At 37.8% G+C, this 19821-nt stretch carries 17 protein-coding genes; 12 read left to right on the top strand and 5 right to left on the bottom strand.

Annotated features, from left to right (window positions below):
* Nucleotides 1-45 precede the first annotated feature (45 nt).
* Nucleotides 46-1635, top strand: a complete 1590-nt coding sequence (locus tag MWH30_RS00750) for a methyl-accepting chemotaxis protein (protein ID WP_248662138.1) — start codon at nucleotides 46-48, stop codon at nucleotides 1633-1635.
* 43 nt (nucleotides 1636-1678) lie between these two features.
* Here MWH30_RS00750 and MWH30_RS00745 read toward each other — a convergent pair whose 3' ends face one another.
* Both MWH30_RS00745 and pulA read right to left on the bottom strand, forming a co-directional pair.
* Entirely contained in the window at nucleotides 1679-2524 is an 846-nt protein-coding gene (locus tag MWH30_RS00745; RefSeq protein ID WP_248662137.1) for a universal stress protein, read from the bottom strand.
* Nucleotides 2525-2626: 102 nt separating this feature from the next.
* A complete protein-coding gene (pulA, locus tag MWH30_RS00740; protein WP_248662136.1) occupies nucleotides 2627-4477 on the bottom strand; it encodes a type I pullulanase in 1851 nt (616 codons plus the stop codon).
* 342 nt (nucleotides 4478-4819) lie between these two features.
* Here pulA and MWH30_RS00735 point away from each other — a divergent pair, with 342 nt between their 5' ends.
* From MWH30_RS00735 to MWH30_RS13900, 5 genes are all read left to right on the top strand, one after another.
* The gene (locus MWH30_RS00735; protein WP_248662135.1) at nucleotides 4820-6856 is read left to right on the top strand and encodes a hypothetical protein; all 2037 of its coding nucleotides are present in this window, start codon (nucleotides 4820-4822) and stop codon (nucleotides 6854-6856) included.
* A 127-nt stretch (nucleotides 6857-6983) separates the two neighbouring features.
* Entirely contained in the window at nucleotides 6984-7688 is a 705-nt protein-coding gene (locus MWH30_RS00730; protein ID WP_248662134.1) for a vWA domain-containing protein, read from the top strand.
* Between the two features lie 43 nt (nucleotides 7689-7731).
* On the top strand, nucleotides 7732-8679 hold the full coding sequence (locus MWH30_RS00725) for a PP2C family serine/threonine-protein phosphatase (protein ID WP_248662133.1): 948 nt from the start codon (nucleotides 7732-7734) through the stop codon (nucleotides 8677-8679).
* Nucleotides 8680-10002 (top strand): serine/threonine protein kinase, encoded by a 1323-nt coding sequence (locus MWH30_RS00720; protein ID WP_248662132.1) that lies wholly within the window; start codon nucleotides 8680-8682, stop codon nucleotides 10000-10002.
* 39 nt (nucleotides 10003-10041) lie between these two features.
* A complete protein-coding gene (locus tag MWH30_RS13900) occupies nucleotides 10042-11262 on the top strand; it encodes a formylglycine-generating enzyme family protein (protein WP_248662131.1) in 1221 nt (406 codons plus the stop codon).
* 32 nt (nucleotides 11263-11294) lie between these two features.
* Here MWH30_RS13900 and MWH30_RS00710 read toward each other — a convergent pair whose 3' ends face one another.
* Complete coding sequence (locus tag MWH30_RS00710; protein ID WP_248662130.1) at nucleotides 11295-11441, bottom strand: hypothetical protein; 147 nt, start codon at nucleotides 11439-11441, stop codon at nucleotides 11295-11297.
* 156 nt (nucleotides 11442-11597) lie between these two features.
* On the opposite strand from MWH30_RS00710, the gene MWH30_RS00705 reads away from it, so the two are divergent.
* The 5 genes from MWH30_RS00705 to MWH30_RS00685 are packed head-to-tail and all read left to right on the top strand — an operon-like array spanning nucleotide 11598 to nucleotide 16964.
* Entirely contained in the window at nucleotides 11598-11861 is a 264-nt protein-coding gene (locus MWH30_RS00705) for a hypothetical protein (protein WP_248662129.1), read from the top strand.
* 5 nt (nucleotides 11862-11866) lie between these two features.
* Nucleotides 11867-12508, top strand: coding sequence for an alpha/beta fold hydrolase (locus MWH30_RS00700; protein ID WP_248662128.1), 642 nt, complete (start codon nucleotides 11867-11869; stop codon nucleotides 12506-12508).
* A 60-nt stretch (nucleotides 12509-12568) separates the two neighbouring features.
* Nucleotides 12569-13822: a TIR domain-containing protein gene (locus MWH30_RS00695; protein ID WP_248662127.1), complete on the top strand. Its 1254-nt coding sequence runs from the start codon at nucleotides 12569-12571 to the stop codon at nucleotides 13820-13822.
* A 15-nt stretch (nucleotides 13823-13837) separates the two neighbouring features.
* Nucleotides 13838-15388: a carboxypeptidase-like regulatory domain-containing protein gene (locus MWH30_RS00690; protein WP_248662126.1), complete on the top strand. Its 1551-nt coding sequence runs from the start codon at nucleotides 13838-13840 to the stop codon at nucleotides 15386-15388.
* Nucleotides 15389-15437: 49 nt separating this feature from the next.
* On the top strand, nucleotides 15438-16964 hold the full coding sequence (locus MWH30_RS00685) for a DHH family phosphoesterase (RefSeq protein WP_248662125.1): 1527 nt from the start codon (nucleotides 15438-15440) through the stop codon (nucleotides 16962-16964).
* Between the two features lie 52 nt (nucleotides 16965-17016).
* On the opposite strand, the gene MWH30_RS00680 is transcribed toward MWH30_RS00685, so the two are convergent.
* Complete coding sequence (locus MWH30_RS00680) at nucleotides 17017-17475, bottom strand: TP0624 family protein (RefSeq protein ID WP_248662124.1); 459 nt, start codon at nucleotides 17473-17475, stop codon at nucleotides 17017-17019.
* Nucleotides 17476-17658: 183 nt separating this feature from the next.
* On the opposite strand from MWH30_RS00680, the gene MWH30_RS00675 reads away from it, so the two are divergent.
* Nucleotides 17659-18963: a metallophosphoesterase family protein gene (locus MWH30_RS00675; protein ID WP_248662123.1), complete on the top strand. Its 1305-nt coding sequence runs from the start codon at nucleotides 17659-17661 to the stop codon at nucleotides 18961-18963.
* A 201-nt stretch (nucleotides 18964-19164) separates the two neighbouring features.
* On the opposite strand, the gene MWH30_RS00670 is transcribed toward MWH30_RS00675, so the two are convergent.
* On the bottom strand, nucleotides 19165-19821 hold a 657-nt coding region (locus MWH30_RS00670; protein ID WP_248662122.1), incomplete at its 5' end, for an ISL3 family transposase.

Genomic DNA, 19821 nt, shown 5'->3' with positions numbered 1-19821 from the left:
ATTAAATAAAGTGAAATTGATTTTAAGCTACGGAAGGTGGGAGATATGAAGTGGACCATTAAAAAGAAACTATTAACAGGCTTTGGATTGATACTGGTCTTAATGATTGTTTTAGGAATTAACTCTTTTTATACTAATAATGAGATGGAGCAAATGACTTTTCAGTTAGAGGAAGAGTCGGAGAATATAATTTATTTTTTAGAGCAGGAGATAAATCATATGTACTGGCTAAATAGTTTAGCCGATAGTATACTATTGGCAGAAGACTTCACTGGTGAATTGGACTATACCGCTTGTGAGTTTGGAGAAAGGTATTATGCTATTTTAGAGTCAGAAGAGTTTGAGGACTATTCAGAAGAGGTGCAGCGCTTACTATTAAATATGGAAGAACCACATAGACTGCTTCACGAATCAGCAGCAGAAATAGTGGAAATACATAACGAGTATGGTTTTGATTCAGAGGAAGGTTATGAGCAGGCCTTGCAGATCTATTACCAGCAGACTCAGCAGCACGTAGCGGATTTACAGGCTTATTTTGCTGAAATCAAAGAATACTTTGAGCAGGAAAAAGCTGCTCACTTAGTCCACGTTCAGGAACGCAGTACTTTTATGAATAGAGTAATCATCTTGTTAACTATATTAGCTATTGGGGTTGCTTTAGTAGTTGGTTTTTTATTGGATAAGAATATTTCTGAGCCAGCTCAACAGGCTGTAGACTTTGCTGAAAAAATTTCTCAAGGGAATTTAAAGGCAGAATTATTAGAGTTGGAAAGCAAGGATGAGATAGCTGACTTAGTACATGCCTTAAATGAAATGAAGACTCAACTTCATAAGATGGTAGTTAATCTTTTGGAATCTATAGAAGGACTATCCTCTTATAGTCAAGAACTCTTGGCTTTAACCGAAGAGGGGGATGTCTTTATTGAGATGAGTAATGCTAATGTCGAGGAGATGGATAGCAGTATTCAGGAGATTTCTAGTAGTAGCCAAGAAATAGCTGAATTTGCTCATGAGGCAGACTCACAGACTAAGCTTGGCCATCAAAATATAGAGGATGCTGCTCAAAGTATGGAGGAGATAAATCAGTCAGTGAGTAAAGCAGTACAAGTGATCAGCGAGTTAGACTCTGATTCGGAGGAAATTGGTAAAATTGTAGATTTGATTAATGATATAGCAGAACAGACTAATCTCTTAGCTTTAAATGCAGCTATTGAGGCAGCTAATGCTGGCGAACACGGTTTAGGTTTTGCTGTGGTGGCTGAGGAGGTTAGGGAGTTAGCTGAGGAGACGGCTCAAGCTACTGGTGATATTAATCAGTTGATTAATAGGGTGCAGCGTAAGTCTAAGGTTGGAGTAGAGACTGTAAAGGAGGTTCAGATTAAGTCTAAGCAGGGAAAAGAAGTTGTTGAGGAGACGGGAGAAATATTTAGGAGAATTCGGGAAAGTATTAGCGATACTTCCTCTTATGTTGAAGAGACTGCTGCTTCGGCGGCAGATGTAGCTGAAGGTAGTCAGCAGGTGCTTCACTCTTCTCAAGAAATTGAAAATATGATTAGTGAAATTTCCAATTCTGCTGAGGAATTGGCAGAGATGGCTCAACAGCTAAATGAGTTGATAGATATATTTGAAGTTTAATTTTAAAGTCCCTATTCTTAGCTAAGAATAGGGACTTTGTTGATTAAAAACTAGGGTCTAAAAGAACCGGCTGTTTTGCTTTTCTAACTACTTCATTAGCTGTGCTACCGATGAATAGTCCCTTGATAGTTCCCGCTCCTCTAGTAGCCATTGCTATTAAGCTGACATCTTTTTCTTCAGCTACAGCCAAGATTCCCCCGGCAGAGTAACCTGCTCTAACTTCGTTTGTAACCTTGATTCCTAGTTCTTCAAATTCGCTCCTTAATTTCTTTAATTGCTGATAGGACTTATCTTTGAACTCTTCGAACTCCGGTTTGCTTTTACTCCATTCGATTACTGATAATAAAACTACTTCTTCAATGATATCCTTAGCTTCCTTTAATTTATCTATAAAGCTTAGTGAACGTTCGGAAAAATCGGTAGGGATTAAAACCTTTTTAAACTTTTCTTCAGTGACAGCTTGGCAGTCGGCAGAGCCTATATTTTTAAACTTTTCTACTAAGACTGGAACTTCACTTATTCTCACCACATCAAAAGTAGTGCTGCCTAAAAGTACTTCTTTAACATAACCCTTTCCGTGAGCAGCAATTAAAATTAGATCCATTTTTTCTTTCTGAGCAATTTGAGTAATTTCATTAGCTGGAGAGCCAACTGAGATTAAAGTTTTAACCTCTAATCCTAAGTTTTCAATTTTTTGTCGTTCCTTAGCTAGTTCCTGCTCGCTATTATCCTGCATAGACTTTAAAATACTATAATCAGCACTAGCGTTAACTACGTGCATCAAGAGTACTTCTTTTAAACCGGCAGCCTTTAACTCTTCAACACTATTTACTAATTGGCGAGCTGGTTCAGAAAAGTCCGTAGCCACTAAAGCTTTTTCTATTAACATTATTGATCACCCCTTTTAAAGTAAACTTTTAATTCGATTATATCTTCATTATATCAAATAAAGATTTCACTTTAAAGTAGATTTTGGTAAAATTGATTATTATTAATCGTGTAAAACCATAGTACTGATTTTGGGGACTAAGACCATCTGACCGTAAAAGCTTTCTAAAGTTTCAGTACCGGCTTTTTTATCCTTAACAACAATTTCCCAGTTCTTGCTTTCCGGAAGTCGGATATCTCTTGCTTCCATAAAAGGGTTATAAACAACAATAATTGTTTCCCAACTATCATTATTAGCATACCCTTGTAATTGAAAGGCAATTATTCCGTAATCGGCCTCTAAAAACTGCAAATGCTTTTTGATATCTTCGGCAGAGGCCATTCTAAAGGCGGGATGTTCTTTTCTTAATTTAATTAATCCCTGATAGTACTTAAAGACATAGTTATTATCTATTTTTTTCACCCAGTCTATCTTATTAATCCTATCTGAAGATTGATAGCTGTTTTCTACTCCGTACTTAGTTCTTAATAGATCCACTCCACCATGTAAAAAGGGGATGCCCTGCGAGGTAAGCACTATCGCATTACTTAGATTGCTCATTCGTACTTTATCTTCGTAGCTAGCTTGAGGGCATGTTTTTTCAATCTTATCCCAAAGTGTTAAGTCATCATGGGAAGAGACATAGTTAATAACTTCGTGAGGACTAGAGGCATAAGAGGAAATTTGAGCTGTAATTCCAGACTTTAAGTAATCTAGATTAGCAAGCTCTCCATTTACATAACCTTTAGCTTTACCTCTGGTACCTCCTTTAATGGTATCTCTTAAATCATCATTGAATACTCCTATTTTGAGTCCGCGCTGTCGCCCTTTTAACATTCGCTGATCAATAGGTAAAGGAGACTTATCGGCAGTCCAGGGTTCGCCATAAATTAGAATACTAGGGTCAATTTCATGTAGTCTATTAGCGACAGCTTCCATTGTTTTTTGATCTATTAAACCCATCAAATCGAATCTGAATCCGTCGATATGGTACTCGCGGGCCCAATATTCTACAGAGTCTACAATAAACTTTCTAACCATTGGATTTTCCGAAGCAATTTCATTTCCACAACCGGAACCATTAGCAGGCTCTCCCTCTTCATAAAAACGATAGTATTCCTGAGGTGCTAACTTACCGAAATTAGATTCATAAAGCCGGTAGGTATGATTATAGACTACATCCATAATTACTCTGATTCCATTTTGGTGTAAGCTCTGAATTAAACGCTTTAGTTCTCTAATTCTAGTTTTAGGCTGGCTAGGATCAGTAGCGTACAAGCCTTCCGGAACGTTATAATTTTGAGGATCATAACCCCAGTTATACTGATAGTCTAATCTTTCGTCAACACTGCCGAAATCGAAGACTGGAAGCAGGTGAACGTGAGTTATTCCTAGCTCTTTTAAATGGGCCACTCCTGTTTTAATATCGGTTCCCGGAACTGTAGTACCTAACTCAGTAAAGGCTAAGTACTTACCTTTATTTTCCATGCCTGAATAGGGAGAAATTGAAAAATCTTTAACGTGTATTTCATAGATTATGCTGTCTTCTAGATTTTCCAAGGGAGGACGTTGATCATCTTCCCAGCCTTCAGGATTAGTTTCTGCTAAATCGACAATTACTCCTTTAGTTCCGTTTAAGGAAACTGCTTGCGCATAGGGATCTACTGCACATTTTAAGTCGTTACGATCCTCTACTAAATAGTTATAGAACTTCCCCTTATGATCGCCACTTACAGTAATTGACCAGATTCCGTCTGAATCTTGTTCCATATTAAATACTTGGCCTGGATTTTCATACTTGCCGTTTATTTCGTAGAGCAATAGCTTTACTTGGTCTACATTAGGAGCCCAAACATGAAATTCAGTTTTTTCTTGACTATAATAAATACCTACTTTTTTATCTAAATAATTCATCTTTTTAACCCCCCTCTTAGTTATTAAAGAAATATATCTGTTAAGAATTACGGATAGTTTTATTATTTTAGAAGTTTCTAAATTATTATATCATATTAGTTGATTTATGCAAAATAATAGGCAATAAACCCAGATGATTAGTTTTTAAAATGCTTTTTGTTTTAAAATAGCAACATTTATTTAAGAAAGAAATTTTTGATTAGTTGAAGGAGCTTTAGCTATTGATGTGTAAACATATAAATGTATTGCTTTTAACTGAAGAATAGAAATTAATTATTTGAATATATTGGCTTTTAGTTCGTATTTACTTTTGGATTTGCAGAAAGGGGAGTAATGAAAGTAATGACTAGGTATACTGATGAAGAGTTTGCAGAGCTTAAAGAGCAGATTGAAATTTGGCATGAGCAGTTTGAGGAGAGTGATTTTTTTAGTGAATTGAACAAGGTTGAGCAGCGGGAAAGCTATTTTATAGTTGATTCTTTTGCAGACTTTATGTATACAAACTTTGTTTTAAAACCGGAGCAATGGGATAAAGCCAGAACTAGAGAATGCTGCATTTCAATTTTACCCCGGAAGATTAGTGCAGGCGAAGAGTACTTTAGGGCTATTCCAGGAGTGTTAACGGCCTTCTTTAAGTTTTTAGCTAAACAGTCGATCTTAGATAACGAAAAAGAACTGATTGCTACTGTTCAGGAGCTGGGGGAGCAAATTGTGGATAATGCTAACAATTCTGAAAACGTCGGGGCAGCTAAGTCATTCTTTGAGTCGGCTGAAGATTCTGGAATTGGTATTGCTGATGAAGAAGAGGTGGATCAGCTGATTAATCTTTATAATCAAGAAAAAGAGGGCGAACAGGAAGATCACTTAATTAACGGTGAAGAGGAGCAGCCAGCTTATAATTTAGCTAAAGAAAAGCTTTTGAGTAAACTAGTGGAGTTCTTCGAGGAAGTAGAAGGTGGTTATCAGTTTGAAGTTGCGGATTTTTATGGTTATTTCGCTGAAGTAATGGGAGTTAATCTGGAAGCTGAGCTTTCAGCAGATATTGAGTTATTATTGGAGTTTTTATTAATTTTTGATTATCAATTAGAGGCTGGACAGACGGTTGTTGATCTCTTTCGAGAACAAAACTGGGAGTTGCTCAGTGAGAAAGAAAAAGAGATCTTAGAAGAGTGCTTGGAGCTTCCGGTAGGTCTTTATTTAGTAGAAGAGTGTTGGGGGGAGGAGTATTTGCTTCAGGATATTATGCGGGAGGAAGAGCTGCTGTTGACTAGTAAAGAGGTTAGCTTTAGTGAAAGGGAGCTTATTTTAGGCAGAATTGCTAAGATAGGGACTGAATATCAGTTAGTGGGCCCGCACGATACAATCCCTATAGATTATAAAGAACTGCTGTTAGATGATTTAAAGGATAGCTTTATTAGGTATCAGCAGGAGACGGGAAGTAATGACCTAAATGAGTTTTTGCAAGCTTGGGGAGTTAATCTATTTAGCCTATTTATGAATATTCGTAGACTACTTAAGGAAGAACAGGATATTCGAGTAGTATATGAAGCCGAATATAGTATCCAATCCAGAAGCTTAGCTAAAAAGAGATTACTGTCTCAAGAAAATATAATAGAGGATGATTCGGCAGCAGAAACGGACTTTTTGGTTTGGACTTCCGAAGAGCGGGGACGGGTTTGTGGTAACTTTATTATTGATGACGAGAGTATCTTTTTGAGAACACATCTTCAGGATAAATTTGCAGCTGGGAAAGAGCTTATAGAAGACTTACTGTTATTTACTGCTACTTTTAAGAAGGAGTATGAGGTTGATTTGGAGACAGGAAAGATAATTGGTGGTTTAGATAATAGGAGTAAAGAGGAATCAAGATCTTTGGTGGAAGCTTTCATAAACGATCCTTTAAATCCAATTGAAAAATTTGATGGTAAAACTCCTTTGGAGCTTTCACAAGAAGAAAGAGGGAGAAAGCAGCTAAGAGATTATGTAGAAAAATTAGAGCTAATAGCTAATTTTGTAGAAGATAGCGAGGTCAATTTTTTCAATTTAACTGAGATAGATCTCTTAAAGGAAAAGCTAAATTTAGATTTTGGAGGAAATACAGTTTTTCAAGATGGGGTGGAAGAGCTGATAATTGAAAAGAATGAGGGAGAACTACAAGGAGAGCTATGCTGTGATATTATTCTGCTTTGGAGAGATTATAAGAGCAGAAAAAAGGAAATTAGAGGACAGGATAAAAGCTGGGCCGCAGCCGTAGAGTATTTATTTGCTAAAATGAATAACTGGTCAGCTACTCAAAAAGAGGTAGGAGCTAAATATGGAGTAAGCAGTAATACGATCTCCAAAAAATATCGACAGATTGCAGAGACTCTAGAAATCTGATTTTTGCTTATACCTTGAAGGATAAAACTGGGGCTGTACAGTATTATTTAGATAACAATTCTTTTTGGAGCTAAAATACTTAATTGTAAATAGGCGATTAGTTAATAATAGAGAGGATGGATTAGCTATGTCATTAATTGGTGGGGAGCTTAGTAAGCGAGAGCTACATTTCTTTTGGATTGTTGACTGTTCTGGTTCTATGTCGGTTAGTGGTAAGATCCAATCTTTAAATAATGCCATTAAAGAGGCTATTCCAGAAATGAGGGAGGTAGCTCGTGAAAATCCCAACGCTGAACTTAAAGTGCGGGCCCTGAAGTTTTCCAGTGGAGCGGAGTGGCATGTGGCTCAAGCGACGGATATTGAAAACTTTACTTGGAGTGATTTAAAAGCTAATGGAGTAACAGACTTAGGTAAGGCGCTATCTATGTTAGCAGAGGAGCTAAAGACCTCTGTGATGCCTAAAAAGGGTTTGCCTCCGGTTTTAGTTTTGCTTTCTGATGGTCAACCTACCGATGACTTTGAAAAGGGTTTAGCGGAGTTAGAGTCTCAGCCTTGGGGTAAAAAGGCTGTTAAAATTGCTATTGCTATTGGTGATAATGCCGACCATGAGGTTTTGCAACGCTTTATTGGTAATCCAGAGATAGAGCCTTTGCAGGCCGATAACTCTGAGGAGCTGACTGCTTATATTAAGTGGGCTTCGACTGAGGTAGTCAAATCAGCTTCTACAGGTAGCTCTGAAGTTGCTACTGAGCAGAATAGCAATGTTCCGCGACCACCGGTGCCGCAGGTTACTGCTGATGACGATCTTGATCCCAATATAGATGTTTTTTAAAAAATATTATTAAGTAGGTTAAATTCACAGTGGGAGGTAAGCTATGGTAGAAACTCAAGGAGACTTAAGCGAACAATGGGGTCTAATCGCCGCTTCTGTGAGGGGAGCGAAACATATTCAAAGTGGACTTCCTAATCAGGATGCTTATCAATATAAAAGAGCAAAAGACTATCTATTTTTGGCTACTGCCGATGGTCATGGTAGTTTAAAGTATTTTCGCAGTCAAATAGGGGCTAAGCTAGCTGTGGAGGCTGCTGAGGAGGTAATTATAAAGGAGGCTTTAGTTGATGGTTTTGATCCTAAAACCTTACCTTTAGTGAAAGAAAGAGTTAAGGAGAAACTGCCAGTGAGAATAGTTAAGAGTTGGCGAGAAAAGGTAGAGCAGTATCAAGAGGATAATCCCTTTGTCGAGGATGAGACGGCATTAGCAAAGCTAAAGGAAATTGAAACTAAACAAGGCCCAGAACTTAGAGAGCAAATAGAAAGCAGTAGTGATGGCTATTTAAAGGCCTACGGTAGCACCTTAACTGCTGTATTAGTTACAGAACATTTTATTCTTTATTTACAGTTAGGCGATGGAGATATAGTGACTATGTCTCAGTGGGGAGAGGTGACGAGAGTTTTTGCCGATGATCAGTTAGGTAATGCTACTAATTCTTTAAGCATGGCCGATCCAGCCCCTTACTTTAAAATCTCTTTAACTTCAGCAACTAAGAAGAAACCTAATTTGTTTTTTATTGCTACCGATGGTTATGCTAATTCTTTTCGTAGTGAAGAAGATTTTTTCAAGGTAGCTGATGATTTTGCAGAGCTCTTGCCTAAGCAGGGCCCGCAGTTTCTAAAGGATAACTTGCCTACTTGGTTAAAGGAGACTACCGAGGCAGGAAGCGGAGACGATATTACTGTGCTTTTGGCTTATCAAAATAGTTTATTAACAGAGCAGGAGAATAGTGAAGAGTTTGAAACTTTGCAAGCAAGAAAGGATGATTAGATGAGTTTAATGCCTCAAGCTGGAGATGAAGTGAAAACAGTTAAAGCTAAGCTGGACTGTAAAATAAAAGAATCTATAGGTGATGGAACTCAAGGTAAAGTTTACAAAGCGGAGTACGGAGATCAACAGGTAGCAGTAAAGTGGTATAAACCTAGCAAAGCTACTACTAAGCAAAAAGAAATAATTGAAGACTTGATCAAGGAGGGTGCTCCTTGTGATAGATTTTTATGGCCCTTTGATCTAGTATATTCGTCTAGTATAGAGGGTTTTGGTTATATTATGGAACTGCGTAAGCCAGGTTATAAAAGCATAGCCGAACTGGTAGCTAGGAGAGTGAATACTAATTATCGGGCTCTTTGTACAGTAGGCTATCAATTAGCCGATAGCTACCGGAAGTTACATTCAAGAGGTTACTGCTATAGAGATATTAACTTCGATAATATCTTTTTTAATCCTCGTAATGGTGAAATCAGTATCTGTGATAACGATAATGTAGGTATTAATAACGAAAGTGAGGCTAGTGTGTTGGGTACTCAGCGCTTCATGGCTCCGGAAGTGGTGCGCGGCGAGACTACTCCCAATACCAGTTCGGACATATTCTCCTTAGCAGTATTGCTTTTTTATATATTTATGAACAGTCATCCTTTGCACGGAAAACAAGAAAGTAAGATTCGCTGTTTTGATCTGCCGGCAATGCAGAAAATATATGGTCAGGAGCCGGTATTCATCTTTGATCCTGATGATGACTCCAATCGACCAGTACCCGGTGAGCATCAGAATGCTATTGATAGTTGGCCGATTTATCCTGAGTTTATTAGGGAATTATTTACGCAGACCTTTACCGAAGGCTTAAATAATGTTAATAAGCGGGTAAGAGAGGGACAGTGGCGCTCAGCAATGCTGAGGTTAAGAGACTCTATTTTTTACTGTGTAGACTGTGGTGGCGAAAACTTTTATGATCCGCAGCAGATGGATAAAGAGCAGCCAGGAGAGTGTTGTCACTGTGCTCAGGAGTTGGTCTTGCCCTACCGAATTAAGTTTGATGATAATGAACAGAAGATAGTTATGCTTAATTCTGAAGCTAAGCTATATCCACATCATACTGATAAAAATAGCAAGAGAGACTTTTCTAAGGAAGTAGCTGAGCTTACTCAGCATCCTAAAAAGCCTTCAGTTTGGGGACTTAAAAATTTGAGTGATACTCCTTGGTCGGTTACCAATAATAAAGGAGAAATTAAGGAGGTAGTACCGGAGCGGAGTATAGCCCTAGCTGCCGGAGTGAAGATCGATTTTGGAAATAGGGTGGGAGAAATAATTTATTAATTTTCTGCTGTTTAGAGTCAGTAGGAGGTGTTTTGAGTAGTGAAGGAGGTAGTAACTGAGCAGCTTAGAGAGATTATAGAGGAGTATGGAGTAGTTATCTGTGAAGAGCCTAAAAGATTAAGGGCCCTATTGAACGACCTGTGTCCGGAATATAATAGAGAAAACTTTCTTCTCTTAACGGCCTTAACTAAAAATATAGTTAGGGGACTGTTGGAGATTGAAGAAAGCGGAGAATATCAGTTTAAGGCTGCTCAACTTAAGCGTAGCTTAGTCAATAATTGTGGAATAATTGCAGAGTTAGCTAGCTGGACGGTAGATAGCTGGGCTTATGCTTTAGGAGTAGTTGAACAGAAAACAGAGAAGGTGGAAAATGAAATAGCTACAGCTAATTTAAGCGGAGCTGTTGAGCATAGAGAGTCTACTCAGACTGTAAACTCATTTAAAAAACTTTGTATTAGCACTAATACTTCTTTGTTAAATATGGCGCTTGTACCGGCAGGTACTACCTCAGTTGATAATGGAAATATAACTCTGGAGCAGCAACTAGAGCTGGCTAAGTATCAAGTTACCAATCAGGAGTACCTGAAGTTTCTAAATAGCAAAAACATAGATGAAAATGGCAACTATAAGGGAAAAAAGTTGCTTAATCTAACCTCTCCAGCCTGTCAGTTTGCCTATAATGGTAGCTATTTTTATCTACAGAGTGGGGAAGATTCATTGGATATTAGTAATTATCCAGTAATAGAGATTAGTTGGTACGGAGCAGTAGCTTATTGTAACTGGTTGTCGACTCAAGTAGGGCTGTCTCCTGCTTATGATGAGTCTACTTGGGAGCCTTTGCCAGAGAACACCATTCAAACTGTAGAAGGATATAGACTGCCTACCTCTCAGGAATGGGAGTATGCAGCTCGGGGAGGTCCTCAAGGTCGAGTTACTATTTATGCTGGTAGTAATAACTTAGCAGAAGTGGCTTGGTGTTGGAGCAATTCCAGGGCTAAGGGGAATTCTAATCTATCTCGAGCTAATTATGGACGCGGTACTATGCCTGTAGGTAAGAAAAAGGCTAATGAACTAGGACTATACGATATGAGCGGTAATGTGTGGGAGTGGTGTAATACTCATGTTCATCGTTTAGATCGGGTTAAACGAGGTGGGGCTTGGAATATTAATCCTAGTTACTGTAGAGTTGGTAATAGAGCCCTAGCTAGCCCTGCCGAAAGCGGCTATGGGCTTGGATTTCGCCTGGCCCGATCTAGATAACTAATGCTTTTTTTGAAACTAATCTCTTCAACCTAGACTGCTTCTCTGATCATTATACCTATATTTTCAATTATTATCCCAATTTGCCTAATGATGTCTTCTACTTCTATTTCGAAAAATCTAGAGCCGATAAATATCAATAAAGCTATTATTACTACTAATCTAAAAAACTTTTTCATCATTATTCCTCCTCACATATATAACCCTCTAGATAGAGGACCTGTTAATGGTTTAATTCTTGATAAGTTTTCTTTTTCCTTTTAATTGGCAGGATTATTAAAGCTCATCTGCAAATATACAATTATATCTTTTTAAAATAGACTGGGGGAATAGAAATGAATGACTTACTTTTTGCTTTTTTATTGACCTTATTTGCTGGCTTATCGACGGGAATCGGTAGTGCCTTAGCCTTTTTTACTAAAAAGACTAATACCTCTTTTTTAGCTACTTCCTTGGTTTGTTCAAGAGAGATAATGATTTATATTTCTACTGATGAACTGTTGCCTACTTCACGTAAGTATGGAGAAGGACACCAAGAGATTTATGGTTTTGTAGCAGGTATGGGTGTAATGGCTATTAGCTTATTGTTACTGGGTTGAGTTTAATGAAAAAAATAGTGATTTTAATTCATGGTTATCAGCAGGATAAAAGTGATATGTTTGTTTTAAAAGAAAATTTGGAGAAGTTGGGTTATCAGTGTTTAGCAGTTGATTTACCTTTGACTTTTAAGCCGTTGAAATATTCTGCTTGGCTTTTGAAAAAGAAAGTTAAGAAGATTTTAGCGCGGCTACCTAAAGGGGAGCAGATTTCTTTAGTTGGTCATAGCACTGGCGGTTTAGTAATTAGGAGCTTTGTAGCTAATACAAAAAAGAAGCGTAGAATAGGCAGATGTGTATTAATAGCTACTCCTAATCAAGGTAGTTACTTAGCTGATCTGGCTGCGGAAATATCGGGCTTAGCTCCGGAAATCTTTAGAACTCTGGGTTCTTTGCAGACGGAAGAGGTTAAGCAGTTGGAGCAGGAAGTAGCTGGGGTGGAGATGGGGGCAATTGCTGGTAATAAGAATGCTTTGTTATTAGGTGCTTTATTAAGCGGGCCCAATGACGGTCGAGTTACAGTTGAGTCGGTAAAGTATGAAGGATTAAGCGATTTTGTGGTTTTGCCTTATCACCATCAAGAGATTCATTATCAGTTTGAAACAGCTAAACTAGTCGATTCATTTTTGAAAAGAGGTAGCTTTAAGTGATTCTCTAGTGGAGAAGATAGTTAATCAAAGGATAAAGGATACTTAGAGGGGAGATAGAAAATGGCTCATGAAGTTTTTATATCTTATTCTTCACAGGATAAGGAGGTAGCAGATAGGATTTGTTCTGCTTTAGAGGCAGAGGAGGTAGAATGTTGGATTGCCCCGCGAGATATTACTCCAGGTAAGGAATGGGGCGAAGAGATTGTGGAAGCAATCAGAGGGAGTAAGATTATGGTATTGCTCTTTTCTTCAGGCAGCAATGAATCTCAACAGGTGCTTCGGGAAGTAGAGCGGGCTGTCGATAAGCAAGTGATAGTTATTCCTTTCAGAATTGAAGATGTCGACCCTACTAAATCTTTGGAATACTTTTTATATTCTACTCATTGGCTAGATGCCTTTAATTCTGATTTGGAAAGCAGTATACAGCGGCTGAAGCAGACGGTAGAGAAATTATTGGCAGAATATAATAGTAAAAAGATCAGTGCAGGATGTCCCAATTGTGATGCTGAAAATGACTTGGAGAATAGATTCTGCAAAGAATGTGGGACAGAATTGGATGCTGGAATAAATAAAGAAGATATTTTAAGGGAAGTAAAGGATTCTGTTTTTTCTGAGCAGCAGGATTATCAGCAAAAATTATATCAGCTAAGTCGAAGACTATATAAAAAGATCAACAGCAAGGCTAGAGGATTATATCAGTCATTACAAAAATTCTATCAGACCGCCGATAGTAAGCAGAAGATAGTAGCTGTTGTTTCGGCAACTGTTATTCTGGTGCTAATCTCAGCTGCTATCTTGAATTTGAGACAGGAACCAGCAGGAGAAATCCAGGATACTGCTCAAGAAGAGAAACAGCAAACATATGAGGAGGCAGAGGATCATTATCAACAAGAAGACTATCAGACAGCTATTGAGCTTTACCAGCAGGCGGCTCAAGAAAATCATGTAATAGCAAAAAAGAGATTAGGTGATATTTATCATCGTGGTTTAGGAGTAGCCAGAGATGATGAAGAGGCAGTGAAGTGGTATCGACAAGCTGCTGAGAGAGAGCATAAAGAAGCCCAATATATGCTTGGATTTATGTATATGGGAGGTAGAGGAGTAGAAGATAGTGACCAACAAGCAAGGGAATGGTATTTAAAGGCAGCTCAACAAGGCCATAAGGATGCCCAGGTGGCACTAGGAGCTATCTACAAGCATGGATTGGGAATTGAAGAGGATGTAGCAGAAGCAGAGAAGTGGTATCAAAAGGCTGCCCAGCAGAGAAGTGAAACAGCTAAAGAGCAGTTAGAAGAGTTAGCTGCTGAGGATTAAGAAGGGGCTGAGTTTATGAATAAGTTGAGCAAGTTTTTACCTAGTCTGATAATTATAGTTATCTGTTTATTGATAGTCAGCGGTAGCAAGGTTAAGGCAGCTTCAGTCTTGGATCTGATGATTATGATGGATGATCCTGAGCTTGAAGATATTCTGTTAGGAGAATTGGAGCTTAGAGAGGAGCTAAGGATTATTGAAGCTGATGAGATTGATGATATCTTGGCTGATGAGGATCTAGAAGATATTGATCAGGTTCAAGAAGCTGAAGCACAGGAAGCCGATTTTGTAATTACTGGGATTTTGATCAATCTAGGAGGCTCCTTCTTCAGATTAAACTTTGAAATGGTAGATATCAACGAGGGAATTACTATTTATTCAAGTAATGTCACAGGAGAGCGGGAAGAGATTTTAGAAGAAATGATCGAGGATATTTTGCCTGAAGTAAAGGATTCATTGTTGCTTCATAATCTAAAGGGGCAGGTTGTTGATGGGGAAGGTCGGCCTATCAGTGAAGCAGAGATAAGGTTTACTGGTGATTATGATTCAGTTGTGACTGATGAAGAAGGCTATTGGGAGAAGAAAGATCTATTAGGCACTGTTGAGCTTGAGATTGAGAAAGAAGGTTGGGAGTTTAATCCAACTCAGAAGGAAGCTTCGGTAAGAACAGGAGAAGTTGAGTTTAAAGGCAAGGAACTACCTTATTTAGAGGAGATAGAGGTGGAATTTGAGACCGATGAATTTTATCAGGGCCAGCGTTACATAATCAAAGCAGAAGGTTATGATCAGTATGGAGAGGAATACGAGATAGAGCCCGAGTGGCAGGTGTGGGGTGATGTGGGGGAGATAGTATCTACTTCCTATGATCAAGGAAGGATTTCCTTAGCAACGACTGCTCCTGGGTCAGGAACACTGGAATTGATGGCTGAGGAGCAGATTAAAGAGGTTGACTTTGAAGTGTTGGCTACTGGGGAAGAAGCAGAATCGGTCACTCCCGTCCTCCAGCCTTGGAGCTTGGAGTTAGGGATTAGCTATAATTTTTATGATTTGGAGAAGTTTAATGAGCAGATGGAGGAGCAAGGTGGTAGCGAAAATAGCTCAGGTTTAGGATTCTATCTCAGGGCCAAGAGAGGCTTAGAACAGATCAATTTTGCTAGAGAGCATCTCCCCTCGGAAGTAGTCCAGGATATCAGTTATGGTTTGGAATTGGAGCGATTGGGGGTTGGCTATGATGACTTGGATGAGGGAGCAGAACGCAAGCTTTCCACTACAGGTGTTCTAGGAACTGCTGCTTATCAACTGTTTGAAGAACGATTGGAGTTGAATCTAGCCGTAGGTCAGTATCTGGTTACTAAGACCGATGGAAGTGGAGGAACTGAAGATAGACACTTTGGCTTTGGCTTTAAGCCTGGAGCCAGCTTTGAGTTAGGAGTTGTCAGTGACAAGTTTCGAGAAGAGATTAGTAATAGAGTCGGAATTAAGGGCCGAGTAAGTTATCGCTTTGCTGAGGTTGGAGATTATGATTTTAGTGGTTTTGAATTTGGACTTTTAGGTGGGTTTGCGTTTTAGGATAGTTATTAAGTTTGTAATTGACACACTATAAAGGAGATTTTTAAAAATGATAGATTTAAAAGAACTGATAACAGAATTCGATAAGGTTTACATTCAGCCTCACGATAATCCTGATGCTGATGCCATTGCTTCTGCTTATGGCTTAAAAAGATTAGTTGAGAGCTTTGCTAAAGATACTGAAATAATTTATCACGGGGGAGAGATAAAAAAACCTAATTTAAGCAATTTAATTAAAGAATATAAAATTAAAATGTCGCTAATCGGAACAGGCTTTGCAATTAAAGATAATGAGTTATTAATAGTAGTAGATGGTCAGTATGGGGCAGGTAATGTAAGTGAAGTAGCAGCTCAAAATATAATGATTATTGATCATCATTTAGAAGAAGGTAATTTTAAATGCTTATATAAAGATATACAGCCTAGAATAGGTGCTTGTGCAACGATGATAGTGACTTATTTACAAGAATATGGTTTAGAGATAGATGAAGCTTTAGCAACTATTTTATATTTTGGAATCTATATGGATACGGACTCCTTTAATGGAGGGATGACTGTCTTAGATGAGGATCACAAGAAATTTTTAGAAAAATATTATGATGATGAAGTGTTTAATTATTTGAGGTTATCAACACTAACCTTTGCCGATATAAAGACTTGTGCTGAAGGAATGTTAAATACTCAGCGTTATCAGAGTATAGTATTTTCTGAAATTGGTGACTGTGGTGATAATCTATTAGGTCATACTTCGGATCTATTATCGGAAATAGATGGAATAGATATTGTGCTGATTTATTCTATTAGAGAAAATGGATTTAAATTTTCTATTAGAAGCTATCACGATTATATAACTGCTCAGGAAATAGCTATAGAGTTAGTAGAAGGCATAGGCTCCGGAGGTGGGCATTGTCATAAAGCAGGAGGATTTATTATTAAAGAGCAGTTTGAGCAGTCTGCTCAGAATATTAGCTTTGATATATTTATCAGAACTAAACTGATTGATTATTATAGAGATTTAAGATTTTTGGAGACTTCCCAAGATAATCCTTTTCAGATTTTTGGGGAGAATGCTTTCTTTAAAGCTAAGAAAAAGAGTAATTATTTTAGATATTTAAATATAGGTGATTACTTTGAAAATGATATTAGAGTTAAAACTTTAGAAGGAATTGAAACGGCTAGCTGTGACGATAAACTAATTATAGGTATGAAAAATGAAGTTTGGCCTATTAGTGAGGAGAAATTTAAGCAAAGATATGAGGTTATAACTGAGCAAGAGGTGACTCCTGTTTCTGATCAGTTTATTGATGATTATGGAATAACTTTACAATCATTAGCTAAAAGCTATAGAATAACTAAGGATAATATAAAGGAACATAATATTTGCAGAAGTTTAGAGAATAATGTGGTAGATGCTATGCAGTTAGCAGAAAACACTAAGATCAGAACTACTTGGGGAGATTTATCAGGTAGAGTAGGAGATTATCTGTTGGTGATAGATTTAAATGATTACTACATAATTAAAGAGGATATATTTAATCTTTCCTATCAGATTCTAGATAGGAAAGGCCAAGGCTAGTTTTATTTAATTCACCTCGGCCAAAAGTCAACTTTGGAGCTTTAAAAAAAGTCTAATCTATAACAAAGATAACGGCTTTTTTATCCAAGATTTCATTTTTTTCATTGCTCTTTAACAGCTGTTCAACAGTTTGAGAGTCTAGTATTAGATCAGTATTGTTTACAGTACTACTGGCTTCAATAAGCAGCGGATTAGAGCCGGCTCGCTCCATGGCTTTAGCCTTTTCTAAAGAGCGTGAATAAGCGACTAAAGAAGAGCTATCTTCAGGGCCAACTACTGTGGGCCCGTAAAGCAAGTTCCCCTGAGTATCAAATACCTGTGGGTAAAGAGCAGTGCTTACTTCTAAGCCTCTGGTATCGATAATCACCCCGGTATATTGGGGAGTAGCTACCTCTTCAATAATTACTCCAGTTTTCTCTATAACTTCCTCTACTTGCATATCAAAAATAAATACAGAGCTCAAAACTATTAATATAGCTATTATTAAGAGGACTTTAAAAGCTTTTAGCATTGACTTACCTCCTCGGTAATTTAAGTTTTTAGGCTTATTAATACTAATTCTGGATATTTTTCAATTTTCCTTTAGCAGTTTAAGGAAAACTTTTTTAGTTCAAACTTCAGTGTTGAAACTTTGAATAATTGGTCTTTTATGGTATAATGAGTTGGAAAGTTAGAGGGTAAGGAGGTAGTTTTGATGTCGGCAGCAGAAATAAATTTACTATGTACTGCTGATTTACACTTAGGTAGGTATCCGAGCCGGATTCCTAGTGAGCATAGCTCTAGCAGTTTTTCGCCTATTTCTATTTGGAAGGATATAGTGCGGAAAGCGATAAATTTAGAGGTGGATGCAGTAGTGATAGCCGGAGATATAATAGATCGGGAGAGCTGTTATTATCAGGCCTATGGGCCCTTTGAGCAAGGAATTAACAGCTTAGCTGCGGAGCAGATAGTAACTTTTGCTGTGGCGGGTAATCACGATTATGATCTTTTACCGGAGTTAGCTGCTAGTATAGATTCAAAATTTTTTATCTTTTTAGGAGCTGAAGGGAAGTGGGAAAGTAGACAGTTAAAAAGAAAGGGAGAAGCGGTTTTGAATTTGTGTGGCTGGTCCTATCCTCAACAACATGTGACTAGCAGTCCTTTAGTAGACTTTGAGCTGCCCGATAATGGACTAGCTACTGTGGCCTTGCTTCATGCTGAAAGAAATAATCCTAGCAGTAATTATGCACCAGTGGCTAGCGCTGAGTTAAAGGGAGTAGGAACTACTGCTTGGGTACTAGGCCATGTTCATCAGCCAGCTTTGGATGAGCATTCGGCTGGTATTATTTTAAATCCTGGTTCTCCACAGCCTTTAAATCCTAATGAGCGAAAGTGTCATAGTATTTGGACGGTGACTATTAAGGACCCTGGTGATTTTGAGGCTTCACGTTTACCCATAGCTAACTTAAAGTATGCTAGCTTGGAGATTGATGCTGCTCAGCTGGCGGAAGTTAAGCAGTTACCAGGACTTATCTTTAGTAATTTGGAAGCACAGTTAAGGCGAGAATATAGTTTTGATTGGAGTCCGGAGTTGATATTACTGGAGGTTATTTTGAGTGGTTGTAGTGACTTACATCTTGAAATTGATCAGCAGCGAGAAAGTTTAATTCAGCAGTTGGAAGGTCGGGTAGCCGGTAGTCGAATACTGATTGAGCAGTTGAAGAATCAAACTCATCCGCCGGTGGAGCTAACTGATTTAGCAGGAGCTAATAGTTCTGTATCTTTATTGGCTGATTATCTTTTAAAACTGGAAAGAGGAGAGCAGGCTGAACTACCTAAAGAGCTAGTTCAGCGGATTTATAATAAGTTAAATGAGGCTTACAATTCTAATGCTTATACTCCTTTAAAGAAAAAAAATCGAATTAAGCCGCCTAGTAAAGAGGATGTATTTAAACTGATTTCCCAACAGGGACGGCGACTGTTGGCTGTTTTATTGGCGCAAAAGGAGGCAGGAGCATGAGTAAAGAGGTGTTGAGCTTTAGTGAGATTGAGATTAATAAGCTGCCTGGCTTTAACTTTGTGGAGTTATCGTTAACAGAGTTAGCGCCAGGACTTAATATTATGGCTCTTTAATTAATGTTGTGAAAAATAATCTCTGTTGTAATCGAAGTCTATTAGAAAATAATTACAATAGATTTCGAACTTTATTTTTATTTCTGTTTTACATAAAAGCTATAAACAACCTATGTCTCAAACTTTCTAAATTAGTCACTCCGTATCCTATTCGCTTTATTAATTTGATCTTATTATTTATTCCTTCAGCAAATCCATTGCTTATCTTTGTTTCAAAAAAGTTTAGTAGCTTATCTTCCCAGTTTTCAACTGTCTCTTTAGCTTTTAAAAATGCTTTTAAACTACTATCTACAACACGGTCATACCAATCATTTAATGCATTTTCAGCTTCAGAAAGCTTATTCATCTGTAATACATCTCTAAATTCCTCTTTAAGCTCCCAAGCTTTTTCTAATGATGGGCTTAGTTTAAAAATTTCTATGAGCTTATCATGTTCTTCATCTGTCAATTCTTCACCCTGTTTTCTTAGCAAGTTGCGACTTTTATAGAACTTAGTACTATTTTCTTCATTAGCTTCTCTTTTTACTTTTTTCCTTATATCATCAAGAGCATCATTTACTTTCATTACCATATGAAATTTATCTACTACTATTTTAGCATTTGGAAACACTTCTTGAGCCATTGAGTTGTAGGCACCCCACATATCCATAGATATAGCTTTTATATTCTCTCTAACCTCTTTTGGCCATTCCTCTTCAAAGTAATTTATTAGGTCATCTTTTTTTCTGCTTGGCAAAATAGCAAT

Origin of the sequence: Fuchsiella alkaliacetigena (assembly GCF_023227765.1) — a bacterium.
GTDB classification, from domain to species: domain Bacteria; phylum Bacillota; class Halanaerobiia; order Halobacteroidales; family Acetohalobiaceae; genus Fuchsiella; species Fuchsiella alkaliacetigena.
The sequence above is the reverse complement of the archived record's forward strand: the minus strand, read 5'-3'. Positions and strand labels throughout refer to the sequence as shown.